This is a genomic window from Pseudomonas azerbaijanoccidentalis (assembly GCF_019145495.1).
Lineage (GTDB): Bacteria > Pseudomonadota > Gammaproteobacteria > Pseudomonadales > Pseudomonadaceae > Aquipseudomonas > Aquipseudomonas azerbaijanoccidentalis.
In genome coordinates this window covers 228,012-254,177 of the sequence record NZ_JAHSTU010000010.1, presented here as the reverse complement: position 1 = coordinate 254,177, position 26,166 = coordinate 228,012, and the positions used below count along the sequence as shown (strand labels likewise).

The 26,166-nt window shown below is 61.0% G+C and carries 22 protein-coding genes; 9 read left to right on the top strand and 13 right to left on the bottom strand.

Going from position 1 to position 26,166, the window contains the following annotated elements:
* Positions 1–98: 98 nt before the first annotated feature.
* From KVG88_RS27145 to KVG88_RS27135, 3 genes are all read left to right on the top strand, one after another.
* A complete protein-coding gene (locus KVG88_RS27145) occupies positions 99–1,496 on the top strand; it encodes an MFS transporter (protein WP_034148069.1) in 1,398 nt (465 codons plus the stop codon).
* 9 nt (positions 1,497–1,505) lie between these two features.
* On the top strand, positions 1,506–2,027 hold the full coding sequence (locus tag KVG88_RS27140) for a single-stranded DNA-binding protein (protein WP_053162823.1): 522 nt from the start codon (positions 1,506–1,508) through the stop codon (positions 2,025–2,027).
* A gap of 160 nt (positions 2,028–2,187) precedes the next feature.
* Positions 2,188–3,057, top strand: coding sequence for a helix-turn-helix transcriptional regulator (locus KVG88_RS27135; RefSeq protein ID WP_217873253.1), 870 nt, complete (start codon positions 2,188–2,190; stop codon positions 3,055–3,057).
* A 30-nt stretch (positions 3,058–3,087) separates the two neighbouring features.
* On the opposite strand, the gene KVG88_RS27130 is transcribed toward KVG88_RS27135, so the two are convergent.
* Positions 3,088–3,588: a YkgB family protein gene (locus KVG88_RS27130; RefSeq protein ID WP_217873252.1), complete on the bottom strand. Its 501-nt coding sequence runs from the start codon at positions 3,586–3,588 to the stop codon at positions 3,088–3,090.
* Between the two features lie 269 nt (positions 3,589–3,857).
* On the bottom strand, positions 3,858–4,406 hold the full coding sequence (locus KVG88_RS27125; RefSeq protein ID WP_217873251.1) for a cysteine hydrolase family protein: 549 nt from the start codon (positions 4,404–4,406) through the stop codon (positions 3,858–3,860).
* A 102-nt stretch (positions 4,407–4,508) separates the two neighbouring features.
* On the opposite strand from KVG88_RS27125, the gene KVG88_RS27120 reads away from it, so the two are divergent.
* The 3 genes from KVG88_RS27120 (at position 4,509) to KVG88_RS27110 (ending at position 7,566) form a co-directional block, all read left to right on the top strand.
* A complete protein-coding gene (locus tag KVG88_RS27120) occupies positions 4,509–5,501 on the top strand; it encodes a GlxA family transcriptional regulator (RefSeq protein ID WP_217873250.1) in 993 nt (330 codons plus the stop codon).
* Between the two features lie 207 nt (positions 5,502–5,708).
* Positions 5,709–6,818, top strand: a complete 1,110-nt coding sequence (locus KVG88_RS27115) for a DUF3182 family protein (RefSeq protein WP_217873249.1) — start codon at positions 5,709–5,711, stop codon at positions 6,816–6,818.
* Entirely contained in the window at positions 6,808–7,566 is a 759-nt protein-coding gene (locus KVG88_RS27110) for an alpha/beta hydrolase family protein (RefSeq protein ID WP_150704921.1), read from the top strand. The genes KVG88_RS27115 and KVG88_RS27110 overlap by 11 nt, the downstream gene beginning before the upstream one ends.
* A gap of 135 nt (positions 7,567–7,701) precedes the next feature.
* On the opposite strand, the gene KVG88_RS27105 is transcribed toward KVG88_RS27110, so the two are convergent.
* From KVG88_RS27105 to KVG88_RS27085, 5 genes are all read right to left on the bottom strand, one after another.
* Entirely contained in the window at positions 7,702–8,688 is a 987-nt protein-coding gene (locus KVG88_RS27105; RefSeq protein WP_150701664.1) for a lysylphosphatidylglycerol synthase domain-containing protein, read from the bottom strand.
* Positions 8,675–9,970 carry a cardiolipin synthase ClsB gene (gene clsB, locus KVG88_RS27100; RefSeq protein WP_150701663.1) on the bottom strand — a complete coding sequence of 432 codons (1,296 nt, stop codon included), beginning with the start codon at positions 9,968–9,970 and terminating at the stop codon, positions 8,675–8,677. The genes KVG88_RS27105 and clsB overlap by 14 nt, the downstream gene beginning before the upstream one ends.
* Positions 9,967–10,764, bottom strand: coding sequence for an endonuclease/exonuclease/phosphatase family protein (locus KVG88_RS27095; RefSeq protein ID WP_217873248.1), 798 nt, complete (start codon positions 10,762–10,764; stop codon positions 9,967–9,969). Before KVG88_RS27095 ends, clsB begins: the two co-directional genes overlap by 4 nt.
* Complete coding sequence (locus KVG88_RS27090; protein WP_217873247.1) at positions 10,761–11,687, bottom strand: DUF72 domain-containing protein; 927 nt, start codon at positions 11,685–11,687, stop codon at positions 10,761–10,763. The genes KVG88_RS27095 and KVG88_RS27090 overlap by 4 nt, the downstream gene beginning before the upstream one ends.
* Positions 11,688–11,880: 193 nt before the next feature.
* Complete coding sequence (locus KVG88_RS27085; RefSeq protein ID WP_150701660.1) at positions 11,881–13,083, bottom strand: MFS transporter; 1,203 nt, start codon at positions 13,081–13,083, stop codon at positions 11,881–11,883.
* A gap of 189 nt (positions 13,084–13,272) precedes the next feature.
* Here KVG88_RS27085 and KVG88_RS27080 point away from each other — a divergent pair, with 189 nt between their 5' ends.
* A complete protein-coding gene (locus KVG88_RS27080; protein ID WP_217873246.1) occupies positions 13,273–15,399 on the top strand; it encodes a mechanosensitive ion channel family protein in 2,127 nt (708 codons plus the stop codon).
* 116 nt (positions 15,400–15,515) lie between these two features.
* Here KVG88_RS27080 and KVG88_RS27075 read toward each other — a convergent pair whose 3' ends face one another.
* Positions 15,516–19,820: a DEAD/DEAH box helicase gene (locus KVG88_RS27075; RefSeq protein WP_217873245.1), complete on the bottom strand. Its 4,305-nt coding sequence runs from the start codon at positions 19,818–19,820 to the stop codon at positions 15,516–15,518.
* Positions 19,821–20,140: 320 nt separating this feature from the next.
* On the opposite strand from KVG88_RS27075, the gene KVG88_RS27070 reads away from it, so the two are divergent.
* Positions 20,141–21,025, top strand: a complete 885-nt coding sequence (locus KVG88_RS27070) for a sugar nucleotide-binding protein (RefSeq protein WP_150701657.1) — start codon at positions 20,141–20,143, stop codon at positions 21,023–21,025.
* On the top strand, positions 21,018–21,947 hold the full coding sequence (locus KVG88_RS27065; protein ID WP_150701656.1) for an NAD-dependent epimerase/dehydratase family protein: 930 nt from the start codon (positions 21,018–21,020) through the stop codon (positions 21,945–21,947). The genes KVG88_RS27070 and KVG88_RS27065 overlap by 8 nt, the downstream gene beginning before the upstream one ends.
* A gap of 86 nt (positions 21,948–22,033) precedes the next feature.
* Here KVG88_RS27065 and KVG88_RS27060 read toward each other — a convergent pair whose 3' ends face one another.
* The 5 genes from KVG88_RS27060 to KVG88_RS27040 all read right to left on the bottom strand — a co-directional run bounded on the left by KVG88_RS27060 (position 22,034) and on the right by KVG88_RS27040 (position 26,142).
* Complete coding sequence (locus tag KVG88_RS27060) at positions 22,034–22,732, bottom strand: OmpW/AlkL family protein (RefSeq protein ID WP_150701655.1); 699 nt, start codon at positions 22,730–22,732, stop codon at positions 22,034–22,036.
* Between the two features lie 194 nt (positions 22,733–22,926).
* A complete protein-coding gene (locus KVG88_RS27055) occupies positions 22,927–23,445 on the bottom strand; it encodes a DUF3299 domain-containing protein (protein WP_150701654.1) in 519 nt (172 codons plus the stop codon).
* Between the two features lie 11 nt (positions 23,446–23,456).
* The gene (locus tag KVG88_RS27050) at positions 23,457–24,722 is read right to left on the bottom strand and encodes an ABC transporter permease (RefSeq protein WP_217873244.1); all 1,266 of its coding nucleotides are present in this window, start codon (positions 24,720–24,722) and stop codon (positions 23,457–23,459) included.
* Position 24,723: 1 nt separating this feature from the next.
* Positions 24,724–25,434, bottom strand: coding sequence for an ABC transporter ATP-binding protein (locus KVG88_RS27045; protein WP_217873243.1), 711 nt, complete (start codon positions 25,432–25,434; stop codon positions 24,724–24,726).
* A gap of 126 nt (positions 25,435–25,560) precedes the next feature.
* Positions 25,561–26,142, bottom strand: coding sequence for a DUF2796 domain-containing protein (locus KVG88_RS27040; protein WP_217873242.1), 582 nt, complete (start codon positions 26,140–26,142; stop codon positions 25,561–25,563).
* Positions 26,143–26,166 lie beyond the last annotated feature (24 nt).

Sequence of the window (26,166 nt, the reverse complement as noted above, 5' to 3'; positions counted from 1 at the left end):
ATGAAAGCTCTGTCATCTACACGCGGCAAAGCGTCGCGATATACCCCGCCAATCGATGGGACTGGTAGAATCGCCGCCGGTTCACATGAGGTTTTTCCATGCACGATCCCCACAGCGAACGCATGAGTGGCAGCGAGACCCGCGCGGCGAGCGGTCTGGCCTTGGTGTTCGCGTTCCGTATGCTTGGCATGTTCATGGTGTTGCCGGTACTGGCGACCTACGGCATGGACCTGGCAGGCGCGACCCCGGCCCTGATCGGGCTGGCGATTGGCGCTTATGGCCTGACCCAGGCGATTTTCCAGATACCGTTTGGTTTCATTTCCGACCGCATCGGCCGCCGCCCGGTGATTTACTTGGGGTTGATCGTGTTCGCCCTCGGCAGCGTGCTGGCGGCCAATGCCGATTCGATCTGGGGCGTGATCGCCGGTCGCATCCTGCAGGGTGCGGGGGCGATTTCCGCCGCCGTCATGGCATTGCTGTCAGATTTGACCCGCGAGCAGCACAGGACCAAGGCCATGGCCATGATCGGCATGACCATCGGCCTGTCGTTTGCCGTCGCGATGGTGGTCGGGCCGTTGCTGACCCGCGCTTTCGGTCTGTCCGGGCTGTTCCTCGCCACGGGCGGCATGGCGCTGTTCGGCATTGTCATTGTGATGTTCATGGTGCCTCGCTCCACCGGGCCATTGCAGCACCGCGAATCCGGTGTGGCGCGCCAGGCGCTGATTCCGACGCTGAAACATCCGGACCTGCTGCGCCTGGACCTGGGCATTTTCGTCTTGCACGCGATGTTGATGTCGAGCTTCGTTGCTTTGCCGTTGGCGCTGGTCGAAAAAGCCGGGCTGCCCAAGGAGCAGCACTGGTGGGTGTACCTGACCGCGCTGCTGATTTCGTTCTTCGCCATGATTCCGTTCATCATCTACGGCGAGAAGCGACGCAAAATGAAACGAGTTTTGCTCGGCGCCGTCGTGACGCTGATGCTCACTGAGCTATTCTTCTGGCAGTTCGGCGATAGCTTGCGGGCTCTGGTGATCGGTACGGTGGTGTTCTTTACCGCGTTCAATCTGCTGGAAGCTTCGTTGCCATCGTTGATCAGCAAGGTTTCACCGGCAGGCGGCAAAGGCACGGCGATGGGGGTTTACTCCACCAGTCAATTCCTTGGCTCGGCACTCGGCGGGATCCTCGGCGGCTGGTTGTTCCAGCATGGCGGTTTGTCGGTTGTGTTCCTCGGTTGCGCCGGGCTGGCTGCACTTTGGCTGGTTTTTGCTGTTACCATGCGTGAACCTCCCTACGTGACAAGCCTGCGCTTGCCGTTGTCGCCCGAGGCGATCCGCGAAGCGGGTCTGGTCGAGCGCCTGAAGGCCGTCGTAGGGGTAACAGATGCAGTGATAGTCGCTGATGAAGCGGCCATTTACATCAAATTGGACACCGAACTATTGGATCGCACCACCCTTGAGAGCCTGGTGAACAACCCGGCCGGGGCAGCGTGCGTAGCCTAGGAGAACGTAATGGCCCGTGGGGTTAACAAAGTCATATTGGTCGGCACTTGCGGCCAGGATCCTGAAGTTCGTTACCTGCCGAATGGCAACGCCGTGACCAACCTGAGTCTGGCGACCAGCGAACAGTGGACCGACAAGCAAACCGGTCAGAAAGTCGAAAAAACCGAATGGCACCGTGTGTCGATGTTCGGCAAAGTCGCAGAAATCGCTGGCGAGTACCTGCGTAAAGGTTCGCAGGTCTACATCGAAGGCAAACTGCAGACTCGCGAGTGGGAAAAAGACGGTATCAAGCGTTACACCACTGAAATCGTGGTCGACATGCAAGGCACCATGCAACTGCTGGGTGGCCGTCCTCAGGGCGACCAGCAAGGCCAGGGTGGCGGTAACAACTACCAGCAATCCGCTCCGCGCCAGCAGGCTCCGCGTCCGCAGCAGTCGGCTCCGCAACAGCGTTCGGCTCCGGCTCCACAGCAGGCCGCACCGCAGCCAGCTCCGGATTTCGACAGCTTTGATGACGATATCCCGTTCTGATTCTTGTCACCAAGAATAGAACCTGAAAAAGCCCGGCCTCCGTATGGAAGTCGGGCTTTTTGCTTTTTCAGCGGGGCAATCTTGTTGAGGTCAGGCCCGATCAACCCCTGACGTGCGGTGTTACTCTGCTACGTGTCCAGACCTTGTGCCGAGTTGCCCTATGGATCGCCTGTCTACGTTGCTGTCACAGTTCGGCGTGCGTGCAAACCTGTTTTACAGCGGCAAGCTGTGCGGGATGTCCACCTATGATGGCGCAGACCTGCGCGGGCATATTCACCTGTTGCAGGCCGGCACGGTCGGCTTGAAGGGACCCGGCAAAAGTAGCGTGCTGCTTACTCGCCCGAGCCTGATTTTTCTACCGCGCCCCAGCCGCCATCAACTCATCGCTAACGAGCATGAGGGCGCTCAGTTGTTATGTGCAACGATGCTGTTCGATGGCGGTATCAGCAATCCGATCTGTGCGTCGCTTCCCGAGCTGCTGGTGTTGCCTCTGGAGGAGCTTCCGTTGCTGGCGGACACCTTGAGATGGCTGTTCAGTGAAGCCTCGGGTGGGCATTGCGGCAGGGAGGCGGTGCTTGATCGCTTGTTCGAGCTGTTGATCATCCTGCTGTTTCGGCACTTGCTCGACCATCAGCAGTTGAGCACCGGCATGATGGCTGGACTGGCCGATTTGCGCCTGGCGCGCTCGCTGATACAGATGCATAACCAGCCTCAACGACTCTGGTCCGTGGCCGAGTTGGCGAACGAGTCCAACATGTCGCGCGCTGCGTATGCGGCGCATTTCCGTTCCGTCCTGGGACAAACGCCGTTGGATTATCTGTTGAGCTGGCGGATCAGTCTGGCGCAGAAGCGCCTTCGGGAAGGGCGGCCGATTACGCTGATTGCCGATGAGGTGGGCTATGAAAGTCCGTCAGCGCTGGCCCGGGCGTTTCGCCGCAAGACCGGCTGCAGCCCACGGGACTGGATGAAGTCTCTGACCATTGAGGGCGCCACATTTTCTGAGGCTGATGACCTGAACGCAGCGAACTGATTCAGGCCATCGGCGGATGAAGTTTTCAGCTCAAGTCGTTTCCAGTTTGGTCAGCGAATGGCCTGCCACGAACAGGGAGGCGGCTAGCAAACCGATGTCCTTGAGCAGGAACTGGCCTGGTGCGACTGTAATGGCCGGGAAACCAAGGCCGGGTTCAATCACGCCGGGTGTCGAGAACATGAAGCTAAGCGTAGTGAAAAACAGTCCGGCTGACAGAACCCCGCCGATCAGGGAAAGCTTTGGCGACAGCAGGCGACCGGCAATCAATACACCGATCGAAACCTCCAGAACGCCAAGCAAACTGGAAAACAGGTCCACGCTGAAAAGGTTGTAGACCCAACCGAGGAAGGGACTATTGCTGACCAGTGGTACCAGCCCCTGGGCTTCGTAGTGGGTGAACTTCATCCCGCCGAACCAGAAGTAGATAACGGCGAGGGCGACATAGATGCCGTAGGTCCCGATCGCCATGGTGGTGAGGCCCAGGGATGTTTTTTTCGTCAGGCTGTCAGTGCTGATGTTCATGCTGTTCATGGTTCAGGCTTCCAGTGAGATGTCTCGAAAGTGGCGTTGAGCAAAGCAATCTCCCCATCGACGCGTTGGGAGTGAGGCCATTGTTGGCTTTGGCATGACTTTCCTGGGTTCTGGCGGTCTTGCGTTCGGTGCAGATCGTCCAGACTCACGGGCAATAAAAAACCCATGGCATGGGCGCCATGGGTTTTTATATTTTTGCTGCGTATCAGCTTTTGGCGAACACCTTCATGCCTGTGTTGGCCTTTTCCGTCGAATGGCGCGGCGGGCGCTTAACGGGCGAGGAATTCGTCAGTGGACACCACGTCGGCGTAGGCAAAGCCCAGCGCGGACATGAACGCGGCATGTACGTGGGCCGCCGGGACGGTGGTGCCGTTGAACTCCAGGTCGCGGGAGGCACAGGCGTCATGAATTACAATGACGCTGTAGCCCAGATCATTGGCCGCACGGGTGATGCCGTCGACGCACATGTGGCTCATGCTGCCGACCACCACCAGTTCCTTGACGCCTTGCTCGTCGAGGATGGACTGCAGTTCGGTTTCGCGGAACGAATTGACGAAGTGCTTGAGTACGACCGGCTCATTGGCCTGGTTGAGGACTTTAGGGTGAAGCTTGGCGCCTTCGGAGTTCGGGGTGAAAAACGGTGCGTCCTCGGAGGTGAATTCGTGGCGGATGTGCACCACCGAATCACCGGCTTCGCGAAAGGCCTTGAGCAGGCGAACGGCGTTGTCGGCGGCGGCATCGGCCCCGACCAGCGGCCACTTGCCTTGAGGGAAGTAGTCGTTTTGGATATCGACTACGATGAGTGCTTGCTTGGCCATGACTGTTTCCTCGAAGTGCGGTTTGGGTGTGGAATGAAGTATTGGCTTTTGCAGGGCATTCGAGGATTGGCCGCACCGACAATTGAAGGGGGAAAACTGACAATGGACGCACAAAAGGCAATCGCCGAGCTGGGTGTGCTGATCTATCCCGGCGCGCAGATGGCGGCGGTGCATGGGTTGACGGACCTGTTCGGGGTGGCCAACCGGATTGCCGCGGAGCATCAGGCCGCGCATTTGCCGTTGTTGCGCGTCAGCCATTGGCAGGTCGAGGGCGATCAGGCACCGGTGCGGATCTACGACAGCCATCCCGGCCCCGAGCGTGCGTTAGTGGCGGTGATGATTCCGCCGTCGATTGCCGGGTTCTCCGAAGGGCAGGCGCCGCAGGGGCTGATTGACTGGATTCGTCAGCAGCACGCCAGCGGCGCCACCTTGGGCGGTGTCTGTGTGGGTTCGATTCTGCTGGCGGAAAGCGGTCTGCTCGATGGTCGCAGCGCGACGACCCACTGGACCTCGGCCAAGACCTTTGCCGAGCGTTACCCGGCCATCAAGCTCAAGGCCGATACACCGATTGTCGACGACGGCGACCTGATCACCACGGCCGGGCTGATGGCCTGGTCCGAGCTGGGGTTGCGTCTGGTGGATCGCCTGCTGGGGCCGAGCATTGCCACCGGCACCGCGCGTTTTCTGGTGGTCGAGCACAGCGACAGCGCGAGCGAGTGCGGCAGCAACTTCGCGCCGATCCTCAGTCATGGCGACGGCTCGATTCTCAAGGTCCAGCACTGGCTGCAAAGCACCGGGGCCACTGACGTTTCTCTGCCGGCAATGGCCGAGCGGGCAGGGCTGGAGGAACGAACCTTCCTGCGTCGGTTTCGCACGGCCACCGGGCTCAAGCCCACGGAGTACTGCCAACATTTGCGCGTGGGCAAGGCCCGGGAAATGCTCGAGTTCACCAATGGCACCATTGATCACATTGCATGGACGGTGGGCTATCAGGACCCGGGGGCATTCCGTTCGACGTTCAAGAAAATCACCGGTCTGGCGCCGAGTGATTACCGGACGCGATTCGGCGTGACGCCGGTGGCGGCGAGCCGATAACTGCCGCTCCTGCAGTTGAACTTCCCAATGCTTGAAATCGTGCAAATTGCAGGGCATGCCGTAGAGGTCGTGCAGAATGAAGCTGGCGTCCTGCTATCACCAACGCTGCAACCGTTTGATTGGAAAAACGTTTTTCAGCAAGCACCGTTGGCCTGATCTCTGCACCTCTCCAGCTACATTCATCTAGCGCCGATTGAAGGGGGATGCATGACCCCGGCAAACTGCAAGAAACTGGTGGTCGCTCATTCGGTGCACGCTGATGCGCCGCAGCACGAAGTTGAAACCAACCGCGCGTTGGCTCGCTGGCTGGCGCAAATACTCGGGCTCAAGTTCGGCGGCAGTTACGACCCGCAAGAGCATGGCGGTCGCGATCTCTACCTGCTGCCAACCCAGACGCTCGTCGGCGCCGCGGCCGCTCGGCAATTGGGTGTCAAAGGTCCGGAAGATTTGTGGGGCGGCTATGTCGAGCATGATTTCATCTGCACCAAAGCCATAACTCACGGCTTGTTGAGCTATCAGGCCCACGCGCCGCAAGGCTGGGCGCCGTTGTTTTCCGAGCGGGTGCGCAGTGTCGTGCTCGACGGCCTCAGCGTGTTCTCGTTCGAAGATGCACGACCGGCGGCGGAGCATCTGCTCTACGCCGGGCCGATTCGTCTCAAGCCTATCCATGCGTGCGCCGGACGCGGGCAGGAAGTGATCAAAAGCCTCGATCAGTTCGATGAAATCCTCGCCCGCCCAGAAGCCAAAGACTTGTTCAGCGAGGGCGTGGTGCTGGAGCAGGACCTGGATAAGGTCGTCACCCACAGCGTCGGTCAGAGTTTCATCGGCAATAAAGTGCTGAGTTACTGCGGTGATCAATACTTGACCGAAGACGCCCACGGCGAGGCTGTGTACGGCGGGTCCAATCTGCTGGTGGTGCAGGGCGGCTATGATGATTTGCTGAAACTGGATTTGGCGGATGATGTGCAACTGGCGATCCATCAAGCGCAGGTCTTCGACAGTGCCGCCGATGAAGCCTACCCCGGGTTCTATGCCTCGCGGCGCAATTACGACATCGCCCAAGGGCTGGCCAGCGACGGCAGACAGCGTAGCGGCGTGCTCGAACAGTCCTGGCGCATGGGCGGCGCCAGCAGCGCTGAAGTGGCAGCGTTGCAGGCGTTTCTCAACGACCCGGGAATGCGCGCGATCCGCGTGTCCTCGGTGGAAACCTACATTGATCAGCCGCTGCCCGTGGACGCCATCGAGGTGTACCGGGGGCCGGCGCAAAACAGTGATTTTCTACTCAAGTACGTAACGGTCAAATCCTATGACGGCTAGAAGCGAAAGCATTCAAATCGACATCGACGATGAACAGATGAGCGGGACGTTCCTCAGTCCCAAATCGAAAGTCCCCGGCGTGTTGTTTGTACACGGCTGGGGCGGTAGTCAGGAACGGGACCTGGAACGGGCCAAAGGTATCGCAGGCCTGGGTTGTGTGTGCCTGACGTTCGACCTGCGCGGACACACGGGTGGCACCGGCATTCCGCTGTCACGGGTGACTCGCGAAGACAACCTGCGTGACCTGTTGGCGGCCTACGACCGGTTGCTGGCGCACCCGGCGCTCGACACATCGGCGATTGCCGTGGTGGGCACCAGTTATGGTGGTTACCTGGCGTCGATCCTGACCTCTCTGCGCCCCGTGCGCTGGCTGGCGTTGCGGGTGCCGGCGCTGTATCGCGACGATAAATGGCACACGCCCAAACGCGATCTGGACAAGCTCGACCTGCGTGATTACCGCAGCACGCTGGTGCGCGCCGACAGCAATCGAGCCTTGCACGCCTGTTCGGAATTTACCGGGGATGTGTTGTTGGTTGAGTCGGAGACCGATGACTACGTGCCGCACGCAACCATTATGAGTTACCGCGCGGCATGCCAGCAGACACACTCGTTGACGCACCGGATCATCGACGGTGCCGATCATGCGTTGAGTGACCCGGTTTCACAGCAGGCTTACACCTCGATCCTTGTGGACTGGATCACGGAAATGGTGGTGGGTGAACGGTTGAGCATTATTCAGTCCAAGTGATTTTGGGTGTACTTGCGGGCGCCATCGCGGGCAAGCCCGCTCCCACAGGTTCCGAGTCGTTCACAAAATGGGTGATCGCCCAAAACTCTGTGGGAGCGGGCTTGCCCGCGATGGCGTCAGGTCAAACACCACAAATCACTTGGGCTTCTTCGAAATCCGCAGCGACTTCGCCTTGGCCTCCACCACCAGATACATCACCAACGTAATCAAAAGCGGCAACAAGAAATAAATCGCTCGATACGCCAGCAACCCCGCCACCAAACTGCCCCGCGACGCCTCGTGTTGCAGCAGCGCGACGAACACCGCTTCCAGCACACCGAGCCCGGCCGGGATGTGCGTGATGACCCCGGCAATGGCACTGATCAGCAACACGCCGAGCACCAGCGGATAGTCGAGTTTGCTCGGCAGCAAGGTGAAAATCACCGCGGCCATCAGCGACCAGTTCAATGCGCCGAGGCACAGTTGCAGGATTGCCATGCGCAGCGACGGCAAGTTGATTTCCACCCCGCGAATCGACCACTCGCGACGGCTGGAAAAGCGGCAGGCCGCGAGATACCCAGCGCTCACCAACAGCAACAACACACCCACCGCCTGCAACGCACCGCTGCTCAATTTCCAGCCGGGCGGCATCCGCACCAGTCCGCTGCTGAACACCACGCCGGCAATCAGCATGTAGCCGAACCAGTTGGTCGCCAGGCTCAGGCCGAGAATTTTCGCGATGTTGCTTTTGCTCACCCCCAGCCGCGAATACAGGCGATAACGCATGGCAATGCCACCGACCCAGGCACTGAGGTTGAGGTTGAACGCGTAGCTGATGATCCCCACCGGCAGGATCTGTTTCCACGTCAGGTCCTGGCGGATGTAAGTGCGGCCGATCAAGTCGAAACAGGCATACACCAGAAAACTCACCAAGGTCAGGCCGGACGCAATGATCAGCGTGCGCACCTTGAAATCGGCGAGGGTTTCGAGCACTTCGGCCCATTCGATGCGCTGCGCAAACATAGTCAGCAGGACGATCAGCGCCAGAAAAAACAGCAAGGTCAGCGGTCTTTTCCAGCGACCGAAACGCGACTTGGCCGGGTGCTCGGTGTGGGGCGTTGAGTGCGTATCAGCGTGGCTCATGGTGATCGCTCCCGGGCGCCGGTGTGAAGGGTTTCAGGTGTGGCTTGTGCGCCGGTAACCAACCGGCCCACGCCGGGAAATGCCGTAGAAAGTGGAACACCAGAAACCCCACGGTCATGTGCCAGACCCGCCCGCGAGGCGCTTTGTCCACCGACATGACTTTGCAATGGTTGTCGCTCAACTCTTCGAGCCGTTCGGCCAGATCACGGTTGAAGGCCCGGTCACGGATCAACACGTTGGCTTCCAGGTTCATCGACAGGCTCAGCGGGTCGAGGTTGCTGGAACCCACGGTGCTCCAGTCTTCGTCCACCAGCGCGACTTTGCCGTGCAGCGGCCGGTCGCAATATTCGTAGATTTGCACCCCGGACTTGAGCAGGTAGTCGTAGGTCATTCGCGCAGCGAGTTTGGCCACCATCATGTCCGGTTGTCCCTGCAGAATCAGGCGAACGTCCACGCCCCGGCGGGCAGCGTTGCGGATCTCGCGCAGTAATCGATAGCCCGGGAAAAAGTAAGCGTTGGCGATGTAAACGCGTCGTTGTGCCGTGCGCAGCACCTGGCGGTAAACCTCTTCGATGTCGGTGGGATGCTCGGCGTTGTCGCGGTACACCAGGCGCACTTGTCCATCGTGATCGCTGATCATCAGTTCCGAGCGACGCTGCCGACGCCGCTGCCACCAGTATTTGGCGCGGGCCGGGCGGCCGCATTGCAGCAGGGCGAAGTGATGGATGTCGGCGACGGCGGGGCCTTGCACCTCGACGGAGTAATCCTGTTTGGCCTCGGGGCCGAAGTCCGCCAGATGGTCGGCGGAAAAATTGATTCCACCGATGAACGCGACGTTGCCATCCACCACCACGATCTTGCGGTGCAGGCGACGGAACCAGTTGGTGCGAATGCCCAATCGTTTGGGTGCCGGGTCGAACATCTGCAAATGCACGCCGGCACCGCTCAGGGCGTTGAGAAAACCGGTGCTCAGCTCACCGCAACCGAAGCCGTCGAGGCTGACGGTTGTGCGCACCCCGCGCTGTGCGGCTTCGATCAGGATCTGCTGCAGCTCGTTGCCGACTTTGTCTTCGAAAACGATGAAGGTTTCCAGAAGGATTTCACTCTTGGCCTGGCGCAAGGCTTCGAAAACCCGGGGGAAATATGCCTCACCATTTTCCAGCAGTTCGACCCTGTTATTGCCGTGCCAGCCATACTCGACATCGACGACTGCCGGCTCGTGGATCGGCGGCGGTGTGGAGACTTGGTCCACGCTGGTTTTTTCCATCGAAGAGGTGCTCATAGCTCGATCTCCACCGACAGCGGGGCGTGGTCGGAAAGGTGTGACCAGGGACGGGTGGTCAGCACTTGCGGTTGGCTGGCCTTGAGGTTGCGCACGTAGATGCGGTCCAGGCGCAGGGCTGGCAGGCGCGCCGGAAAACTGCGTGCCGGTTTGCCGTGATGCTGGGCGAACACCTCGTGAAGCCCGCAGGGTTTGAGCAGGGCATCGGCGCGCTGGCGCCAATCATTGAAATCGCCGGCGACGATCACCGGCGCGTCACTGGGCAGTTCCGCCAGGCGCCGGGCGAGCAATTTGAGTTGTTCATTGCGGTGGGTTTCACGCAGGCCAAGGTGCACGCAGATCGCGTGTACCTCTGGACCTTCGCCGGGCAGTCGAAGGACACAATGCAGAATGCCGCGATTCTCATGGCCGCTGATGGACACGTCGAGGTTGTCATGGCGAACGATCTGGAATTTCGACAACAGCGCGTTGCCGTGATCGCCTGCCGGATAAACCGCATTGCGTCCGTAGGCGAACTGCGGCCACAGGGTGTCGGCAAGAAACTCGTACTGCGGCATCGCCGGCCAATTGCTGTAGCGCTTGGGATGCTGTTCGTGCGTGCCGTGGACTTCCTGCAAAAACACCACGTCGGCGGACACACTGCGCACCGCTTCACGCAGTTCCGGCAAGATGAATCGACGGTTCAGCGCCGTGAAACCCTTGTGGGTGTTGACCGTGAGCACCGTAAAACGGTGCGCGGAGGTGTTGACTTGCGCTTGCTCGTCCGTCACGCCGATAGGCTCGGAAATGCTCATGGCAGCACCCCTTCGGCAGCGGGTTCGCCGGGGGTGGTGAGCAAATGTTGGTCGAGGTCGAAGCGCTCCAGCAGTCGACGCGCATCGAAGGGCGCGCGGACTTTGATGTCATTGTCGAAATAACAAAATACCTCGCGGGATTTGCGCGCCCTGGGCTTTTGTCGCGGCGCGATCAAATGGGGGTCAGCCGGTTGCCGGCCGTGATGCCAGGCCTCGATCCGATCGCCCCAACGCTTTAGCGCCTGTGGGGTGTAGCCGCTGGCGTAGAGTTCTTCGGCGCCGTGCAGGCGCAGGTAAACGAAGTCACTGGTGATGTCTTCGCGATACGGCCATTTACCGGCGGTGTCGGCGATGACCAATGCAGCGTTATAGCGCTTGAGCAGGCGAACAAAGACCGGGTCGATGAAGCTCTCGTGACGGATTTCCACGGCGTGGCGCACCGGCTTCTTTGCGTGGGCCTTCATGCTGGCCGGGCCGCTCAGGTGTGAGTCGTGCTGGTGGGCGAGCGCGGCGGCTTGTTCGGTGTTGTGCGGCAACTGGTCGAGAAAGGTTTCGAACAGCTCGGCATCGAATTTGAAGTTGGGTGGAAATTGCCAGAGGATCGGGCCAAGCTTTTCCTTGAGCTCCAGCACCCCGGAGGCAAAGAAATTGGCCAGGGGTTTATGAATGTCCCGCAGACGCTTGATGTGGGTTATGAAACGCGGGGCTTTGACGCTGAAGATAAAGTGCGGCGGGGTCTCGGCATACCAGCGGGCGTACCGGTCAGGCCGCTGCAGGGCGTAGAACGATCCATTGATTTCGATGCTGTTGACCGCCCGCGACGCGAATTGCAGCTCGCGCTTTTGGGGCAACCGCTTTGGGTAGAAATCCCCCCGCCAGGGCGTGTAACGCCAACCTGAAATTCCGATGTGAATCGCCGCCATGTCGCCTCCCGTCTGAGTGCCCCATTCTTTTGCTGACTGCGGGGCGGCGACGAAAGTTTCGGTGGGGCTACGGACGGTAGGCACCAGTAATTCAAATGTGGGAGCTAGCCTGCTAGCGATAGCGGTCTGTCAGACACATCAATGTTGGCTGATCTATCGCCATCGCTAGCAGGCTAGCTCCCACAGGGGGTTATCAGTGACCGGCGACGACGCGGGTCGAGCTCTCGGCATACACCGGGCCGAGGCGATCCAGGCGTCCACTCCATGCCGTCAATGCCAGCGCCACCAGCACCACCAGCCCGCCAATCCACGCGGTATGGATCAAGCCCATGTGCGCGACGATCAAACCACCGCCCCACGCCCCACCTGCGATGCCGAGGTTGAAGGCGGCGATGTTCAGGCCCGACGCAACGTCCACCGCATGCGGGGTGTGATGTTCGGCCTGACGCACCACATACACCTGCAACCCCGGCACGTTGCCGAACGCCACGGCGCCCCAGACCAGCACGGTGGCCAGTGCCAGCCATGGATTACTGGCGGTGAACGTCAGCACGAACAGCACGGCGGCGAGCAGGGCGAAGATGATTTTCAAGGCGCTGATCGGGCCGCGTTTGTCGGCCAGTTTGCCGCCCCAGATGTTGCCCACCGCCACCGAGAGGCCGTACACCAGCAAGACAAGGCTGACGGTGCTGGCGCTGAAACCTGCGATGTCCTGAAGGATCGGCGCGAGGAAGGTGAAGGCAATGAACGAACCGCCGTAACCAACCGCCGTCATGGCGTACACCAGCAGCAGACGTGGTTGCTTGAGCACCTGTAATTGCTGCACCAGTGAAGCCGGTTTGCTGTGGGCGATATTTTTCGGCACGTAGAGCAGGCTGCCGATGAACGCGATCACACCCAATGCCGAGACGGCAAGGAAGGTTTCACGCCAGCCGAAATGCTGGCCGATGAATGTGCCCAGCGGTACGCCGGTCACCAGCGCCACGGTCAAGCCGGTGAACATGATGGCGATGGCGCTGGCGGCTTTTTCCTTGGGCACTAGACTGGTGGCGATGGTTGAACCGATCGAGAAAAACACCCCGTGGGCCAGGCCGGTCACGATCCGTGCGAGTATCAGCGACTCGTAGCCCGGCGCTTTCCACGCCAGCAGATTGCCGAGGGTGAACAACACCATCAGCGACAGCAGCAACAATTTGCGCGGCACTTTGCCGGTCAGGGCGGTCAGCACCGGGGCGCCAACGGCGACGCCCAGTGCGTAGAGGCTGACCAGCAGGCCGGCCGATGGCAGGCTGACCCCGAGGTCGGCGCCGATGGTAGGTAGCAGGCCAACGATGACGAACTCGGTCGTCCCGATGGCGAAGGCGCTGAGGGTCAGCGCGAGCAAGGCAATGGGCATGGCTGCAACTCCGGTGGGTTGATGTGATGGAGCGCAGTGTCGGGGTTTGGGTTGTGCGGAAAAATACAGGGAAGAGCATTTGATATTTGTCTTGAACGCAAAGATCGCCGGGCAGTTGCAGGCCATCGCCGAACTAGTCCGCCGTTTCTCGATCAGTTCCTTACAGTCTTATCCAAAGGAGCGGATGCCTTGATCAAGCTCAAGACCGCGATGTTGCTCGGCGCGTTGCTGTTTCTGGGCAGCGAGGAACTGGAGGCGGCGGCTATTCCGGGCCTGCCTGCCAGTACCACTGCCGCGACGCCACCGGCCCATCCTCAACCGCTGGTACAGGGCGGTTTACTGGGAGCCATCAGCTCCAGCATTGACGAGGTGCAAAACAAACTCGATCTCAATGAAAACCTGGTCGACGCCTGGCGCCTGCGCGCGGATCGTGCGGCGGATGAGGTGGATCAGTTGGTCAATCGCCCGTCCGCTCGTTCGAGCTGGAGCGTGACCGGGGATTTCCTGTTGCTGACCTTTGTCTGGGCCGCTGTTTTTGGCTCGCTGTGGTTGCTCGGCAAATGGTCCGCCCAACGTCTGTGTGAACATCGGCTGCTGCTCACTCGCGAGCGTGGCCAGGCCTTGTTGGGTTACGTGTTGCCCTACAGCATTGCGGCGTTGGTCAGCCTGCCACTGACGATTTATGCCAGCCAGTTTCTACCAGTGTCGGCGGGGCGGGCGCTCGCGTTGTGCTTTGCCTATGCCACCAGTAGCGGTGTGTTCGCCGCCTCGTTGGTGATGTCGTTGGTGGTATTGTTCAACACCGGCCACAAGCGCCGGGCCGTACAAATCATTCGTCAGCACAGCCCGCGTCCGTTGTTTGGAATCGGTTTTCTTGTCGCGCTGAGTGACGCCCTGACCAGCCCGCAGATCTCACATCAATTGGGCAACAACCTCACCAGCAGCATTGCGGTATTTACCGGTCTGGCGGCGTCGATTTCCTTTGGCCTGCTGGTGATCCGCATGCGTCGTCCGGTCGCTCAGTTGATCCGGATCCTGCCACTGGCGCAGCGTCGGAAACAGCCGGCCTTGCGTGAAACTTTGCGGATATTTTCCGGGCTCTGGTATTGGCCGATACTGTTGATGGTGCTGGTCTCGATCATCAATCTGATCAGCGTCAGTGCAGACAATCAGCAGGTCCTGCGCAGTGCGCTGTTCACCACGGTGCTGCTGATTGCCACGGTGTTTCTGAGTACTACGCTGCATCACTTGTTTAAGTCGCGCAGTGAAGCGGACCTGCGCCGCAACAGTGCCTACAAAGAGCGTTTTCTCAACCTGTCCCATGCCTTGTTGCGCATTGCCATGGCCATCGTGTTCATCGACATCCTTGGGCGCATCTGGGGCGTGTCGTTGTTCGATTTCGCGGTGAGCAACGCGGTCGGTCGAGCGATCAGTGATTCGCTGAGTCACATCGGCCTGATCTTCCTGATCACCTGGATGGTCTGGGTGGTGCTCGACACGGCGATCCAGGAAGCGCTGAAACCACCGGCCACAAAACGCTCGGCGCGTCAGCCGAGTACGCGGGTCAAAACCATCCTGCCGTTGCTGCGCAATGCGATCAAAATCATTCTGGTGGTGATTTGCGCAATCACCACCATGGCCAACCTGGGGATCAACGTCGCGCCATTCCTGGCCGGTGCCGGGGTCATCGGTCTGGCCATCGGTTTTGGCTCCCAGCAACTGGTGCAGGACGTGATCACCGGGCTGTTCATCATCATCGAAGACACCCTGTCCATCGGCGACTGGGTGGTGCTCGATTCCGGGCACGCCGGCACGGTCGAAGGCCTGACCATTCGCACCCTGCGCCTGCGCGACGGCAAGGGTTTTGTGCACTCGGTGCCGTTCGGCCAGATCAAAGCGGTGACCAACCAATCGCGGCAGTTTGCCTATGCGTTTTTCTCGGTGCAGTTCACCTACGACACCGATGTCGACAAGGCCATCGAACTGATCCGCGAGGCCGGGCACTCGATCAGCGACGATCCGTTCCTGCGGTACAACTTGCAGGGGCCATTGGACGTGTTCGGTGTCGACAAGATGGACCTCAATGGCGTGGTGCTGACGGCGCAGTTCCGTACCGTGTCCGGGGGGCAGTACGCGGTGAGTCGAGCGTTCAACCAGCGTTTGAAAAAGCTTGTGGATAACAGTCCGTGGGTACACTTCGCGCAGACTTATCCACAGCAGGTTTTGATGCCGCGGCATTCAGAGCCACCGCAGGAGGGAGCGGCGGAGCCGGAGCATTCGGCGGTGTTGATGCCGGAGCGGCCGCGGCCTCAATAGCTCAGTTGGCAGTGTTGGCCCCTTCGCGGGCAAGCCCGCTCCTACAGGGGATGTGTGAATGCCACGGATTTACTGTGGGGGCGAGCCTGCTCGCGATAGGGCCGGCCCAGACAACATCAATGCCGGATCAGCTTGTGACTGATCTCGGCACTGACCGACTGTTCCAGCTCCCCCCAAAAAACCTGCTTACCCGCCATCTCCGCCGCCACCGGCAACCCATCCCGATACACCAATCGGTTACTCGCCAGCGCCGGGACTTTCGCGCCGGGCAACAGCGTGCCAGCCAGGTTCAGCGGATCAACCCCGCACACCGCAATCAAGCTCCCGTCATGGGGCCGGCGTCGAACTTCGCGCAGCAGCGGAATCGCCTCAGGCAACGCAAATTGCTCGCCCGCCAACCCACTGACAAATCGCCCGCCGCGAATCTTCCCGCGTGCTTCCAGACGATGAAACGTTCGCAGCAATTCCCGCCAGCTCGGCAACCAATCCGCCTCACGCTCAAGCATTCGCCAGAACACCACGCCGTAGCGACGCAACAAGGTCATGGCGATGTGTTCCAAGGTCTCGGCCGGTGTCGCTGCAGGACGCAGGTTATCCACAACCGGCACTGCACTTGCGCGCCTCAGCAGTGCCCAACGCCCAGCGTCATCCATGCCGCCGACAAACGCTCCGCGCCCGCGACGGCTGCTACGGTTCTGGCGCTTGCTGGCCGGGGTGATCAGCGCGCGAAGGCCGGCAAAGCTATCGGCGTTTACCAGCCCGGCGCCGACCAATTCCTGCAGGGCGATTTCCAGTTCCGAGCGCAGCAGATGAGCCTCGTGAATCAGCTCATCGAAAAACAGTGCACCGTGCTGGCTGAGTGCAGCGTGAACCTTTTGGGTTTTCGGTGACAGTTCGCTGACCGGCGTTTGCTCAGTCAACTCGCTCCACAGCCCGACCCGATTGCGCGGCAACAACACGATCGGCGTGCTACGCAGGGCCGTGCCGGCGGTTTTGTTGTGCGTCGTGAGTCGGGTCCACGCCAGTTTGCCGTTGCGGCACAACTCATCGAGCCAGGTCGATGAATAGTCCTTGATGCGGGCCGGCAGGATGTCGCTGTCCCAGGCGGATGCAGCGGCGGGGTAGCCTTCGAACTGCGCGATGATTGCCGGCAGCACCGCATTGCCCTGGCCTCGGGTAGCGCTGGACAAATGCTGCCAGTCGAACAGGAACCGCATGAAATCCTGCAACGCCACCGGCTCGATTTCCCGTCGCAGACGCTTGACCGTGTAGCGGTGAATCCGCGCCAGCAGATGCCGTTCGCACCACTCTTCTACTGGGCAGCCCGGGGTAAAACGACCACGCAGCACGTAGCCTTCGTGCTCCAGTTGCGCCAGGGCCTGGGCGACTTGAGTCGGCGGTAATTCGAGCGGGTCTGCAATCGCTTGCAGCGGCAACGGACCGAAAGCGCTGAGCCGGGCTCGAATCATTTCCAGCACGGCTTCGTCCACTGTCCAAGGCTCGTCAAAACCCGGCAGCGCTGGCAGATTCGGTTGCCATTCGCCCTGTGGATAAATGGCGTGCAGGCAGCTCAGCCGTTCCCGGGCCAGCCACAGGGCTTGATTGATTTGGCAGGCGCGGCCGTTGTCGGCCAGGCTTTTCAGCCATTCAAGCCAGTGCGGGTTGGCGCGGGCCTCGGCGTCGGTGATGCACGCCAGACTCATCAATGTCTCGTGCATTTCATCGACATTGCCGGGCGCCGGCCAGGCTTCTTCGCGCACCGCGGCAATCGCCTCGGCATCCAGCGCGCCGAGGTCGTCGGTAGATTGCGGATCGCTCCAGCGTCGGTTGAGCACTGCTTGTGTGCGGCGTTCCTCCAGAGGGGCATCGTCGAGAAAGGTATAGGGGCGGGCACTGAGAATTTCCGCGGCCAGCGGTGAGGGCGCCGGTAAGTCGCGGCTGATCAAGCGCACGTCGCCGCTTTCCATGCGCCGCAGCAATGTCAGCCAGCCTTCGCAGTCCATGGCTTCGTGCAGGCAATCGTCGAGGGTTTGTTCCACCAGCGGATGGTCGGGAATTTCCCGCTCGCCGGCGAGGTTTTCCACGCAGGCGATCTGGTCGGGAAACACGCTGGCGATCAGGTCTTCGCTTTTCATTCGCTGGATTTGTGGCGCCACTTTACGTCCGCCGCTGTAGCGCGGCAGGCCCAGGGCGACCCCGGCATTCCAGCGCCAGCGCACGCCGAATAGCGGCGCATCGAGCACCGCTTGAATCAGGAGGTGCTCGGCGCTGTTGCTGTGCAGGTAACGCCAAACGTCGTCCAGTTCAAAGCTGTGGCTGGTGGACAGCGACAGGACGATGGCATCTTCGCTGGCGGCGGCCTGCAGTTCGAAGTTGAAGGTGCGGCAGAAACGTTTGCGCAGGGCCAGGCCCCAGGCGCGGTTAATGCGGCTGCCGAACGGGCTGTGAATGATCAATTGCGTGCCGCCGGACTCGTCGAAAAAGCGCTCCATCAGCAGCGTATCTTGCGACGGCAGGGCGCCGAGGGTCTGGCGCGCCCGGGCGAGGTATTCGACCAATTGCTCAGCGCTGGCCAGGTTCAGGCCAAGGGTGTTCGTCAGCCAGTCGAGACTCGGTTGCAAATTGCCCGGCGTGGCACTCAGCAACTCATCGAGATGCGCTTGCAGGCGCGCCACGGCCACCGACAATTCGGCACTGCGTCCCGGCGCCTCGCCGAGCCAGAACGGAATGGTCGGCGGCTGGCCCTGGGCATCTTCGACCCGCACCTTGCCAGTTTCCACGCGCAGGATTCGATAGGAGGTGTTGCCCAACTGAAAGACATCCCCGGCGATGCTTTCCACGGCGAAGTCTTCGTTGACGCTGCCGATGTTCAGCCCTTGGGGTTCGAGCAGCACGCTGTAGTCGGCGTTGTCCGGGATGGTGCCGCCGCTGGTCACGGCCGTCAGTTTTGCGCCACGTCGGCCGCGCAGGCTACGAGTCACCGCGTCGCGGTGCAGGTAAGCGCTGCGGATGCCCTGACGGCCGTTGTAGCCTTCGGCAAGCATGTGCAGCAGTGCCTGATAGTGTTTGTCGTCGAGTTCGGCGTAGGGCGAGGCGCGCCGCAGCATCTCCAGCAACGCCTGCTCCTGCCATTCCTGGCAGCTGACTTCGGCGATGATCTGTTGCGCCAGAACGTCCAGCGGTGCCACGGGGATCAATAACGTATCGAGTTCGCCCCGGCGCACGCAGTCCAGCAATGCGGCGCATTCGATCAGGTCGTCGCGAGTGGTGGCGAACAAACGCCCCTTGGGCGTGCCGCCCACCTGGTGTCCGGAGCGGCCAACGCGTTGCAAAAAACCGGAAATCGAACGCGGCGAGGCGATCTGGCACACCAGATCGACATCGCCAATGTCGATGCCCAACTCCAGTGACGCCGTGGCGATCAGCACTTGCAACTCGCCGCGCTTGAGCCGCTGCTCGGCGTCGAGGCGAAACTCCTTGGCCAGGCTGCCGTGGTGGGCGGCCACGGCGTTCTTGCCCAAACGTTCGCTCAGGTGCCGGCTCAGGCGTTCGGCCAGGCGCCGGGTGTTGACGAAAATCAGTGTGGTGCGGTGTTCCCGGGCGAGGACGGCGAGACGGTCGTAGACCAACTCCCAGACATCATTGGCCATCACCGCCGAGAGCGGCACGGGCGGCACTTCGATGCCCAAATCCCGTGGGCGGGCGTGGCCGATGTCTACGATTTCACAGGGGCGGTCCCGGCCCACGAGGAAGCGCGAGACGGCGTCGATGGGTTTTTGCGTGGCCGACAGGCCGATGCGCACCAGCGGTTCGGCACACAGCGCCTGCAAGCGTTCGAGGCTCAGGGCCAGGTGACTGCCGCGTTTGCTGGCGGCCATGGCGTGGATCTCGTCGACGATCACCGTGCGCGTGCTGCCAAGCATTTGCCGGCCGGAGTCGGAGCCGAGCAGCACATAAAGTGACTCGGGGGTGGTGACCAGTATGTGCGGCGCGGTTTTGCGCATCGCCGCGCGGTCTTTTTGCGGCGTATCGCCGGTGCGCACTGCCGTGGTGATCTGCAGTTCGGGCAGGCCCATCAGGCGCAGCTGTTCAGTGATGCCCGCCAGCGGATTTTGCAGGTTGATGCGGATGTCATTGGACAAAGCCTTGAGCGGCGAGACATAGACCACCAAGGTTTCGTTCGGCAGCCCGTCGGCGCTTTCGAGGCCGCGATGCACCAAGTCGTCGATCACCGCGAGGAACGCGGTGAGGGTTTTGCCGGAGCCGGTGGGCGCGGCGATCAAGGTCGAGCGCCGCCGGCGGATCAACGGCCACGCCCGGGCCTGAGCGGCGGTGACCGCGGGGAACGTGTGGCTGAACCAGGCACTGACGGCGGGGTGGAAGCCGTCCAGGGCACTGTCTGCGGAGATGGGCAGGTTCATGCAGTGATTTATGCGGCCAAGGCGACCCGTTTGCAAGCCGTACACCGACGTGTAGCAGCTGCCGAAGGCTGCGTTCGCCTGCGCAGCAGGCGTAAAATCAGGACTCGCAGAGTCGTCTGCAACATCGGGCAGACCGGAAGGCGACCGATTCGCGCTCGAACGCCGCCTTCGACAGCTGCTACAGGTGCAGGGTGTAGTTTATAAGTGACGGTTGCGCACTAAACCCGCAAAATGCAACGATTCCGGCAACTATCAACGACATCGCCTGCCAGCGGTGTCGATCAAGCCATCGTTCCAATCAGACTGGGCCTGCTGACTCTATGCGAATGCGCCTTATGTTACTGGGCGGCGGAAATGCCCTTGGGCAGGCGCTGATTCGCCTCGGTGCGGAGGAAGACATCGGTTTCCTCGCCCCCCGCCCACCGCAAGACGGCTGGGATGCCGCGAGCCTGACGCAACTGCTCGACGACACCCGCCCGGACGCGTTGATCAACCTCGCCTACTACTTCGACTGGTTCCAGGCGGAGGCGGTCAGCGAACAGCGTCTGGCCGGGCAAGAGCGCGCGGTCGAGCGCCTGGCCGAATTGTGCCAGCACCACAACATCGTGCTGGTACAGCCTTCGAGCTATCGCGTGTTCGATGGTTCGCGTGCTACCGCCTACAGCGAAAAAGACGAACCGGTGCCGCTGGGCCTGCGTGGTCAGGCTTTGTGGCGAATCGAACAAAGCGTACGCGCCACCTGCCCGCAGCACGTGCTGCTGCGCTTTGGCTGGCTTCTCGACGACAGCCCTGACGGCAGCCTTGGACGTTTCCTCGGCCGGGCCGAGCAGCCTGATGAGTTGTTACTGGCCGACGACCGCCGAGGCAATCCGACACCGGTGGACGATGCGGCCCGGGTGATTATTTCAGTGCTCAAGCAACTCGACTGCGCCGCGCCGCTGTGGGGCACCTACCACTACGCCGGGCACGAAGCGACTACGCCGCTGGCGCTGGGGCAGGCGATTCTCACCGAAGCGCGGGCCTTGCATCCGCTGGCTATCGAAGCACCGACCGCCCAGGCCCACGCCGCGCGCCCGGACGCCGCTGAAGAGCCGCAACACGCGGTGCTGGCCTGCAAGAAAATCCTTCACACCTTCGGGATCAAGCCACGCGCCTGGCGTGCGGCACTTCCCGGCCTACTGGACAGGTTCTATCGCCATGGCTGACAGCCCCGTTCTGATCACCGGCGGTGCCGGTTTCATTGGTTCGCACCTGACCGACGCCTTGCTTGCCAAGGGCCATTCGGTGCGGATCCTCGATGACTTGTCCACAGGCAAGCGCAGCAATTTGCCGCTGGATAATCCCAAGGTCGAACTGATCGTTGGCGACGTTGCCGACGCCGCGTTGGTCGCCCGTGCGATGGCCGGTTGCAGCGCCGTGGCGCACCTGGCCGCCGTGGCGTCGGTGCAGGCCTCGGTGGACAATCCGGTAAAGACCCACCAGAGCAATTTCATCGGTTCGCTGAATGTCTGCGAAGCCATGCGTCAGGCAGGCGTCAAACGGGTTGTGTTTGCCTCCAGTGCGGCGGTGTACGGCAACAATGGCGAGGGCGAGTCGATCGATGAAGACACGCCGAAGGCGCCGTTGACCCCGTATGCATCGGACAAGTTGGCGAGCGAGCATTACTTCGATTTCTACCGACGCGAGCATGCGCTGGAACCGGTGATTTTCCGCTTCTTCAATATCTTCGGCCCGCGCCAGGATCCGTCCTCGCCGTACTCCGGGGTGATCAGTATTTTCAGCGAGCGTGCGCAAAAAGGCTTGCCGATCACCGTGTTTGGCGACGGTGAGCAAACCCGCGATTTTCTCTACGTGGAAGACCTGGTCAAATTGCTGGTGCAAGCCATCGAACAACCGCAGGCTGCCGTCGGCGCGGTCAACGTTGGCTGGAATCAGGCGACCAGCCTCAAGCAATTGCTGGCGGCACTTGAAAGTGTGGTCGGTGAGTTGCCGCCCGTGAGTTACGCCCCGGCACGCTCCGGTGACATTCGTCATTCACGGGCGAACAACGGGCGATTGCTGGAGCGCTTCAAAGCACCTGAGCAAACACCGATGAGTGTTGGCCTGGCGCGGTTGCTGGGACAATAGAAAAAGGCGCCTGTACAGGCGCCTTTTTTGTTGCTGATCGTTCCCGTGCAGGGCGTGGAACGACCCATTCACCACCACGTGAATCCTTAGAACTTGTAACCCAGACCGACCATGTAGATGAACGGGTCGACGTCCACGTTCACCCGTGCGCGTGTACCCGGTGCAACGGCGTCATTTTCAACAGTGGCGCGGGTATCGATGTCGATGTAGCGCACTTGGGCGTTGATCATCACGCTGTCGGTCAGCATGTAGTCGGCGCCAACCTGCCAGGCCATGCCCCAGGAATTCTTCGCCTTGAAGTTGCTGAAACCGGCGGCACTGGCTTCGCTGCCGACGTGCTCGTCGTAGATCCAGGTGTAGTTGATGCCCGCGCCCACATACGGTTGGAAAGCAGACTTGCCGTCGAGTGGGTAGTACACCACGCTCAAGGTTGGCGGCAGGTGTTTGAGCGAACCGAGTTTGCCGTTGGCAGCGCTCAACGCAGTGTTCTTGAGTTTCACGTCATGCTCGAACGGCGTGGCCGCGAGCAGTTCGATACCCCAGTTGCTGGTGAGCATGTAGGCGAAGTTGAGGCCCAGTTGCGTGTCGCTGCTCATGGTCGCCTTGCCACCCAGGTCCGCACCGCTCAAAGGGCCTTGATCGACCTTGACGCTGGAGCTGTCGGCTTTCGGGTTAACGGTGATCGCGCCGGCACGAAGGATGATGTCGCCCGCCTCGTGGGCGTGGGCAAGCGGGGCTGCGAGTGCGAGGGCAACCAGCGAGGCACCGAGCAAGGACTTGTTCATGGGGGCTCCAAAGGACGTTAAAAATTTTCGATGTCCAATGGTAAGCCGGCTAACTATTCGGTCTTTTGACGCAGCTCAATGAAGTCGCAATAGACTTGAAAGATCGCAGCCTTCGGCCGCTCCTACAGAATCGGGTTAACACGCGGTCAATGTAGGAACTGCCGAAGGCTGCGATCTTTTGATCCTGGCCGGATTCACTCCGGTAATTCATACACATAAATCTTGTCCGCCTCCATCTGATAGCCCGCATCCGCCAACTCGCTGGTGGACGGTTTGACCTGCATCGGCCCTTCGATCCAGTACGGCTGATACAACTCATCGAGCTTCACGCCGACCTCGCTTTTGACATGCACGATCTGGTTCGACGGCGGAGGCGGCACGTGGATGCAGGCGCCGAAATATGGCACCAGCAAAAAGTCCGTGGTGCGACCGTCTTCACTCACTTCCAGCGGCACGATGTAGCCCGGCAGGCGAATGTTCTGTCCATCGAGCGCTTTGACCACAGGGGCATTGGGCATGTCCTGCTTGGCCGCTGGCGCCGACTCGGCGGACAGTGCATCGCTCATCTTCGACATGTCGTGCAGCGGCGTCATGTTCGGCACTTCCGGCGCTGCGTCCGGGGGAATCATTTCCGACCAGGTCAGCTCTTTCGGCTCGGCGGCCCATAGCGGCAGGGCGACCAGCATCAACAGCGCAAAGACAGCGCGGGGCATTTTCAAAGTCCTCATAAACGGATCGACAGGCCATCGGCCAAGGATTGGCGATAAGCGCGCCAGGCCGGCACGCTGCCCATCAGCAGCGCGGCGATCAGAATGCCACCGAGCAGCGTCCATTCATATTCGCTTGGCCAGGCCAACGGCAGAAACAGCCCATAATTGGCTTGCACGTAACCTTGGGCCGCGGCGATGCACACGTACAGCAAGGCCACGCCGGCGATCACGCCGGACAGCGCCAGGGCAAACGCTTCCAGCACCAGCAATGTCGCTACATGCCACGGTCGTGCGCCCACCGAACGCAGGATCGCCATCTCGCGGCGGCGTTCGTTGAGGCTGGTGAGAATGGCTGTGAGCATGCCAATCAAACCGGTCAGCACCACGAACAACGAGACCACGAACAAAGCTTTTTCAGCGGTGCTCATCAAGCTCCACAGCTCTTGCAGCGCCACTCCGGGCAGGATCGCCAACATCGGTTCGCCACGGAATTCGTTGATCTCGCGTTGCACGGCGAAAGTCGAAATCTTGCTGTTGAGGCCAAGCATGAACGCGGTGATGGCTTGCGGCGTCAGGTCCATGTTGCGTGCCTGATCGGCGCTGATTCGACCGTTGCCCCGGGCCGGCACACCGTTGTGCCAGTCGACGTGAATCGCCTCCATGCCACCGAGGCTGATGTGCAGCGTGCGGTCCACTGGTGTGCCGGTGCGCTTGAGAATGCCAACCACGGTGAAGGGTTTGTCGTCGTGCTTGACCAGGCTGATCGCCGCCACGCCGTGGGCCAGTACCAGCTTGTCGCCGAGCTTGTAATGCAGCGCATCGGCGACTTCGGCACCGAGCACCACTTCGAACGGATCGGTGGCGAAGGCCCGGCCATCGGCAATTTCCAGGTGTTGCTGGCGCCCGTACTGGTAATGCTCGAAGTAAGCCTCGGTCGTGCCCATTACCCGATAGCCGCGGTGGGAATCGCCGAGGGACATCGGGATCGCCCACTTCACTTTCGGGTTGTTGGCAAAGTGTTCGAAGCTGTCCCAGCGGATATTGTTGGTGGCGTTGCCGATGCGGAACACCGAGTACAACAACAGGTTGACCGAGCCTGAGCGCGCGCCGACGATCAGGTCGGTGCCGCTGATGGTGCTGGCGAAACTGGCCTTGGCTTCGGTGCGCACCCGCTCCACGGCCAGCAACAGACACACCGACAGGGCGATGGCGAACGCGGTGAGGATCGCGGTGAAGCGGCGGTTAGCCAGGCTGGCCATGGCTAGACGAAACAAATACATCTCAGACCTCGGACGGGGTGGCGGCGCGATTGAGTTCGGCCAGCGACAGGTTGCGATCGAACAGCGGGGCCAGGCTCTGGTCATGGCTGACGAACAACAGGCTCGACCCGGCTTCGCGGCACTCGGCGAACAGCAGGCGAATGAAGTTTTCCCGAGCGTCGTAATCGAGGGCCGAGGTCGGTTCGTCAGCGATCACCAGCTCTGGCTGACCGATCAACGCGCGTGCGGCGGCGACCCGTTGCTGTTGGCCGATGGACAGCGAATCGGCACGTCGACCAAGGATGTTTTCATCCTTGAGGCCCAAGTGGGCGAGCAGGGTGGCGGCGGCTTTATCAACACTGCCGTGACGCTGTTTCGCCCGGGCTGCACGCAGTTTCGAGAAGTGGCAGGGCAGTTCGACGTTCTCGCGCACCGACAGAAACGGCAGCAAATTGAACTGCTGAAAGATGTAGCCGGTGTGGTCGACGCGAAAGTGATCGCGGGCACCGGCCGAGAGTTCGGTCAGCTCCTGGCCGAGCAGGCGAATGCTGCCGCGATCAGGTTTTTGCACGCCGCCGAGCAGGCCCAACAAGGTGGTCTTGCCGCTGCCGCTGGGGCCCTTGAGGAACAGGGTTTCACCCGGTTCCAGGCGAAACGCAGGGATGTCCAGCAGCGGCGGATGGCCGGGCCAACTGAAGCTTAGGTCGGACAGTTCGATGAGTGCTTGGGTCATTTAACCGATTTCATAAATGATGAGGACCTGTGTAGGGGCTGCTGCAGGCTGCGATCTTTTGATCCTGCTTCTGAAAGATCAAAAGATCGCAGCCTGCGGCAGCTCCTACAAGGGATCTGAGGTGGATCAGAATTTCAGCGCAGCAGCCTTGGCCGTCACTTCAACCCCTTGCTGCCCGTTCGGGCTGATCAGTTGTACCTGAATTTTCTGGGTTGCCGGGAAGGTATTGAAAATGTTGGCCAGGTCCAGGGTCTTCAGCGCCGCGGGAGTGGCGCAGGTGAACTGGTAGTGGGCGTGGATTTCGCTGTGATCGTGATGATGCTCGTCCTTGGCGTCTTCATCGTCGGCTGCCGGCGCATCGCCGAACAACGGGCTTTCCAGTTCCTGGTTTTCCACGACGCAATCGGCGGCTTTGGGCAGGTTGAACAGCACCAGTGGTTTCTCCAGCTGAGCACGAACGGCGGCGACTTTGGCTTTGTCGGCATCGGAGTTCGCCGCGTGTTCGAAGCCCACCAGGTTCATCGCCGGGCTTTCCAGTTCCAGCTCCAGGGTCTGGCCATCCAGCGCCGCGTTGAGTCGCCCGACACCGTGCTCATGGGCGCCAAGGCTGCCGTGTTCATGGTCGTGATCGTGGTCATGCTCGTCAGCCGCGTGGGCGACAGCCAGTGGCAACAAGGCAAACGGCAAAGCGAGCAACAGACGACGCATGGCGAGTCTCCGAAAGGTTAAATG

Excerpts from the sequence above, each read along its gene's own strand:
- KVG88_RS27145 (WP_034148069.1), top strand. The coding sequence starts at position 99 with ATGCACGATCCCCACAGCGAACGCATGAGTGGCAGCGAGACCCGCGCG.
- KVG88_RS27140 (WP_053162823.1), top strand. The coding sequence starts at position 1,506 with ATGGCCCGTGGGGTTAACAAAGTCATATTGGTCGGCACTTGCGGCCAG.
- KVG88_RS27135 (WP_217873253.1), top strand. The coding sequence starts at position 2,188 with ATGGATCGCCTGTCTACGTTGCTGTCACAGTTCGGCGTGCGTGCAAAC.
- KVG88_RS27130 (WP_217873252.1), bottom strand. The coding sequence starts at position 3,588 with ATGAACAGCATGAACATCAGCACTGACAGCCTGACGAAAAAAACATCC.
- KVG88_RS27125 (WP_217873251.1), bottom strand. The coding sequence starts at position 4,406 with ATGGCCAAGCAAGCACTCATCGTAGTCGATATCCAAAACGACTACTTC.
- KVG88_RS27120 (WP_217873250.1), top strand. The coding sequence starts at position 4,509 with ATGGACGCACAAAAGGCAATCGCCGAGCTGGGTGTGCTGATCTATCCC.
- KVG88_RS27115 (WP_217873249.1), top strand. The coding sequence starts at position 5,709 with ATGACCCCGGCAAACTGCAAGAAACTGGTGGTCGCTCATTCGGTGCAC.
- KVG88_RS27110 (WP_150704921.1), top strand. The coding sequence starts at position 6,808 with ATGACGGCTAGAAGCGAAAGCATTCAAATCGACATCGACGATGAACAG.
- KVG88_RS27105 (WP_150701664.1), bottom strand. The coding sequence starts at position 8,688 with ATGAGCCACGCTGATACGCACTCAACGCCCCACACCGAGCACCCGGCC.
- clsB (WP_150701663.1), bottom strand. The coding sequence starts at position 9,970 with ATGAGCACCTCTTCGATGGAAAAAACCAGCGTGGACCAAGTCTCCACA.
- KVG88_RS27095 (WP_217873248.1), bottom strand. The coding sequence starts at position 10,764 with ATGAGCATTTCCGAGCCTATCGGCGTGACGGACGAGCAAGCGCAAGTC.
- KVG88_RS27090 (WP_217873247.1), bottom strand. The coding sequence starts at position 11,687 with ATGGCGGCGATTCACATCGGAATTTCAGGTTGGCGTTACACGCCCTGG.
- KVG88_RS27085 (WP_150701660.1), bottom strand. The coding sequence starts at position 13,083 with ATGCCCATTGCCTTGCTCGCGCTGACCCTCAGCGCCTTCGCCATCGGG.
- KVG88_RS27075 (WP_217873245.1), bottom strand. The coding sequence starts at position 19,820 with ATGAACCTGCCCATCTCCGCAGACAGTGCCCTGGACGGCTTCCACCCC.
- KVG88_RS27070 (WP_150701657.1), top strand. The coding sequence starts at position 20,141 with ATGCGAATGCGCCTTATGTTACTGGGCGGCGGAAATGCCCTTGGGCAG.
- KVG88_RS27065 (WP_150701656.1), top strand. The coding sequence starts at position 21,018 with ATGGCTGACAGCCCCGTTCTGATCACCGGCGGTGCCGGTTTCATTGGT.
- KVG88_RS27060 (WP_150701655.1), bottom strand. The coding sequence starts at position 22,732 with ATGAACAAGTCCTTGCTCGGTGCCTCGCTGGTTGCCCTCGCACTCGCA.
- KVG88_RS27055 (WP_150701654.1), bottom strand. The coding sequence starts at position 23,445 with ATGCCCCGCGCTGTCTTTGCGCTGTTGATGCTGGTCGCCCTGCCGCTA.
- KVG88_RS27050 (WP_217873244.1), bottom strand. The coding sequence starts at position 24,722 with ATGTATTTGTTTCGTCTAGCCATGGCCAGCCTGGCTAACCGCCGCTTC.
- KVG88_RS27045 (WP_217873243.1), bottom strand. The coding sequence starts at position 25,434 with ATGACCCAAGCACTCATCGAACTGTCCGACCTAAGCTTCAGTTGGCCC.
- KVG88_RS27040 (WP_217873242.1), bottom strand. The coding sequence starts at position 26,142 with ATGCGTCGTCTGTTGCTCGCTTTGCCGTTTGCCTTGTTGCCACTGGCT.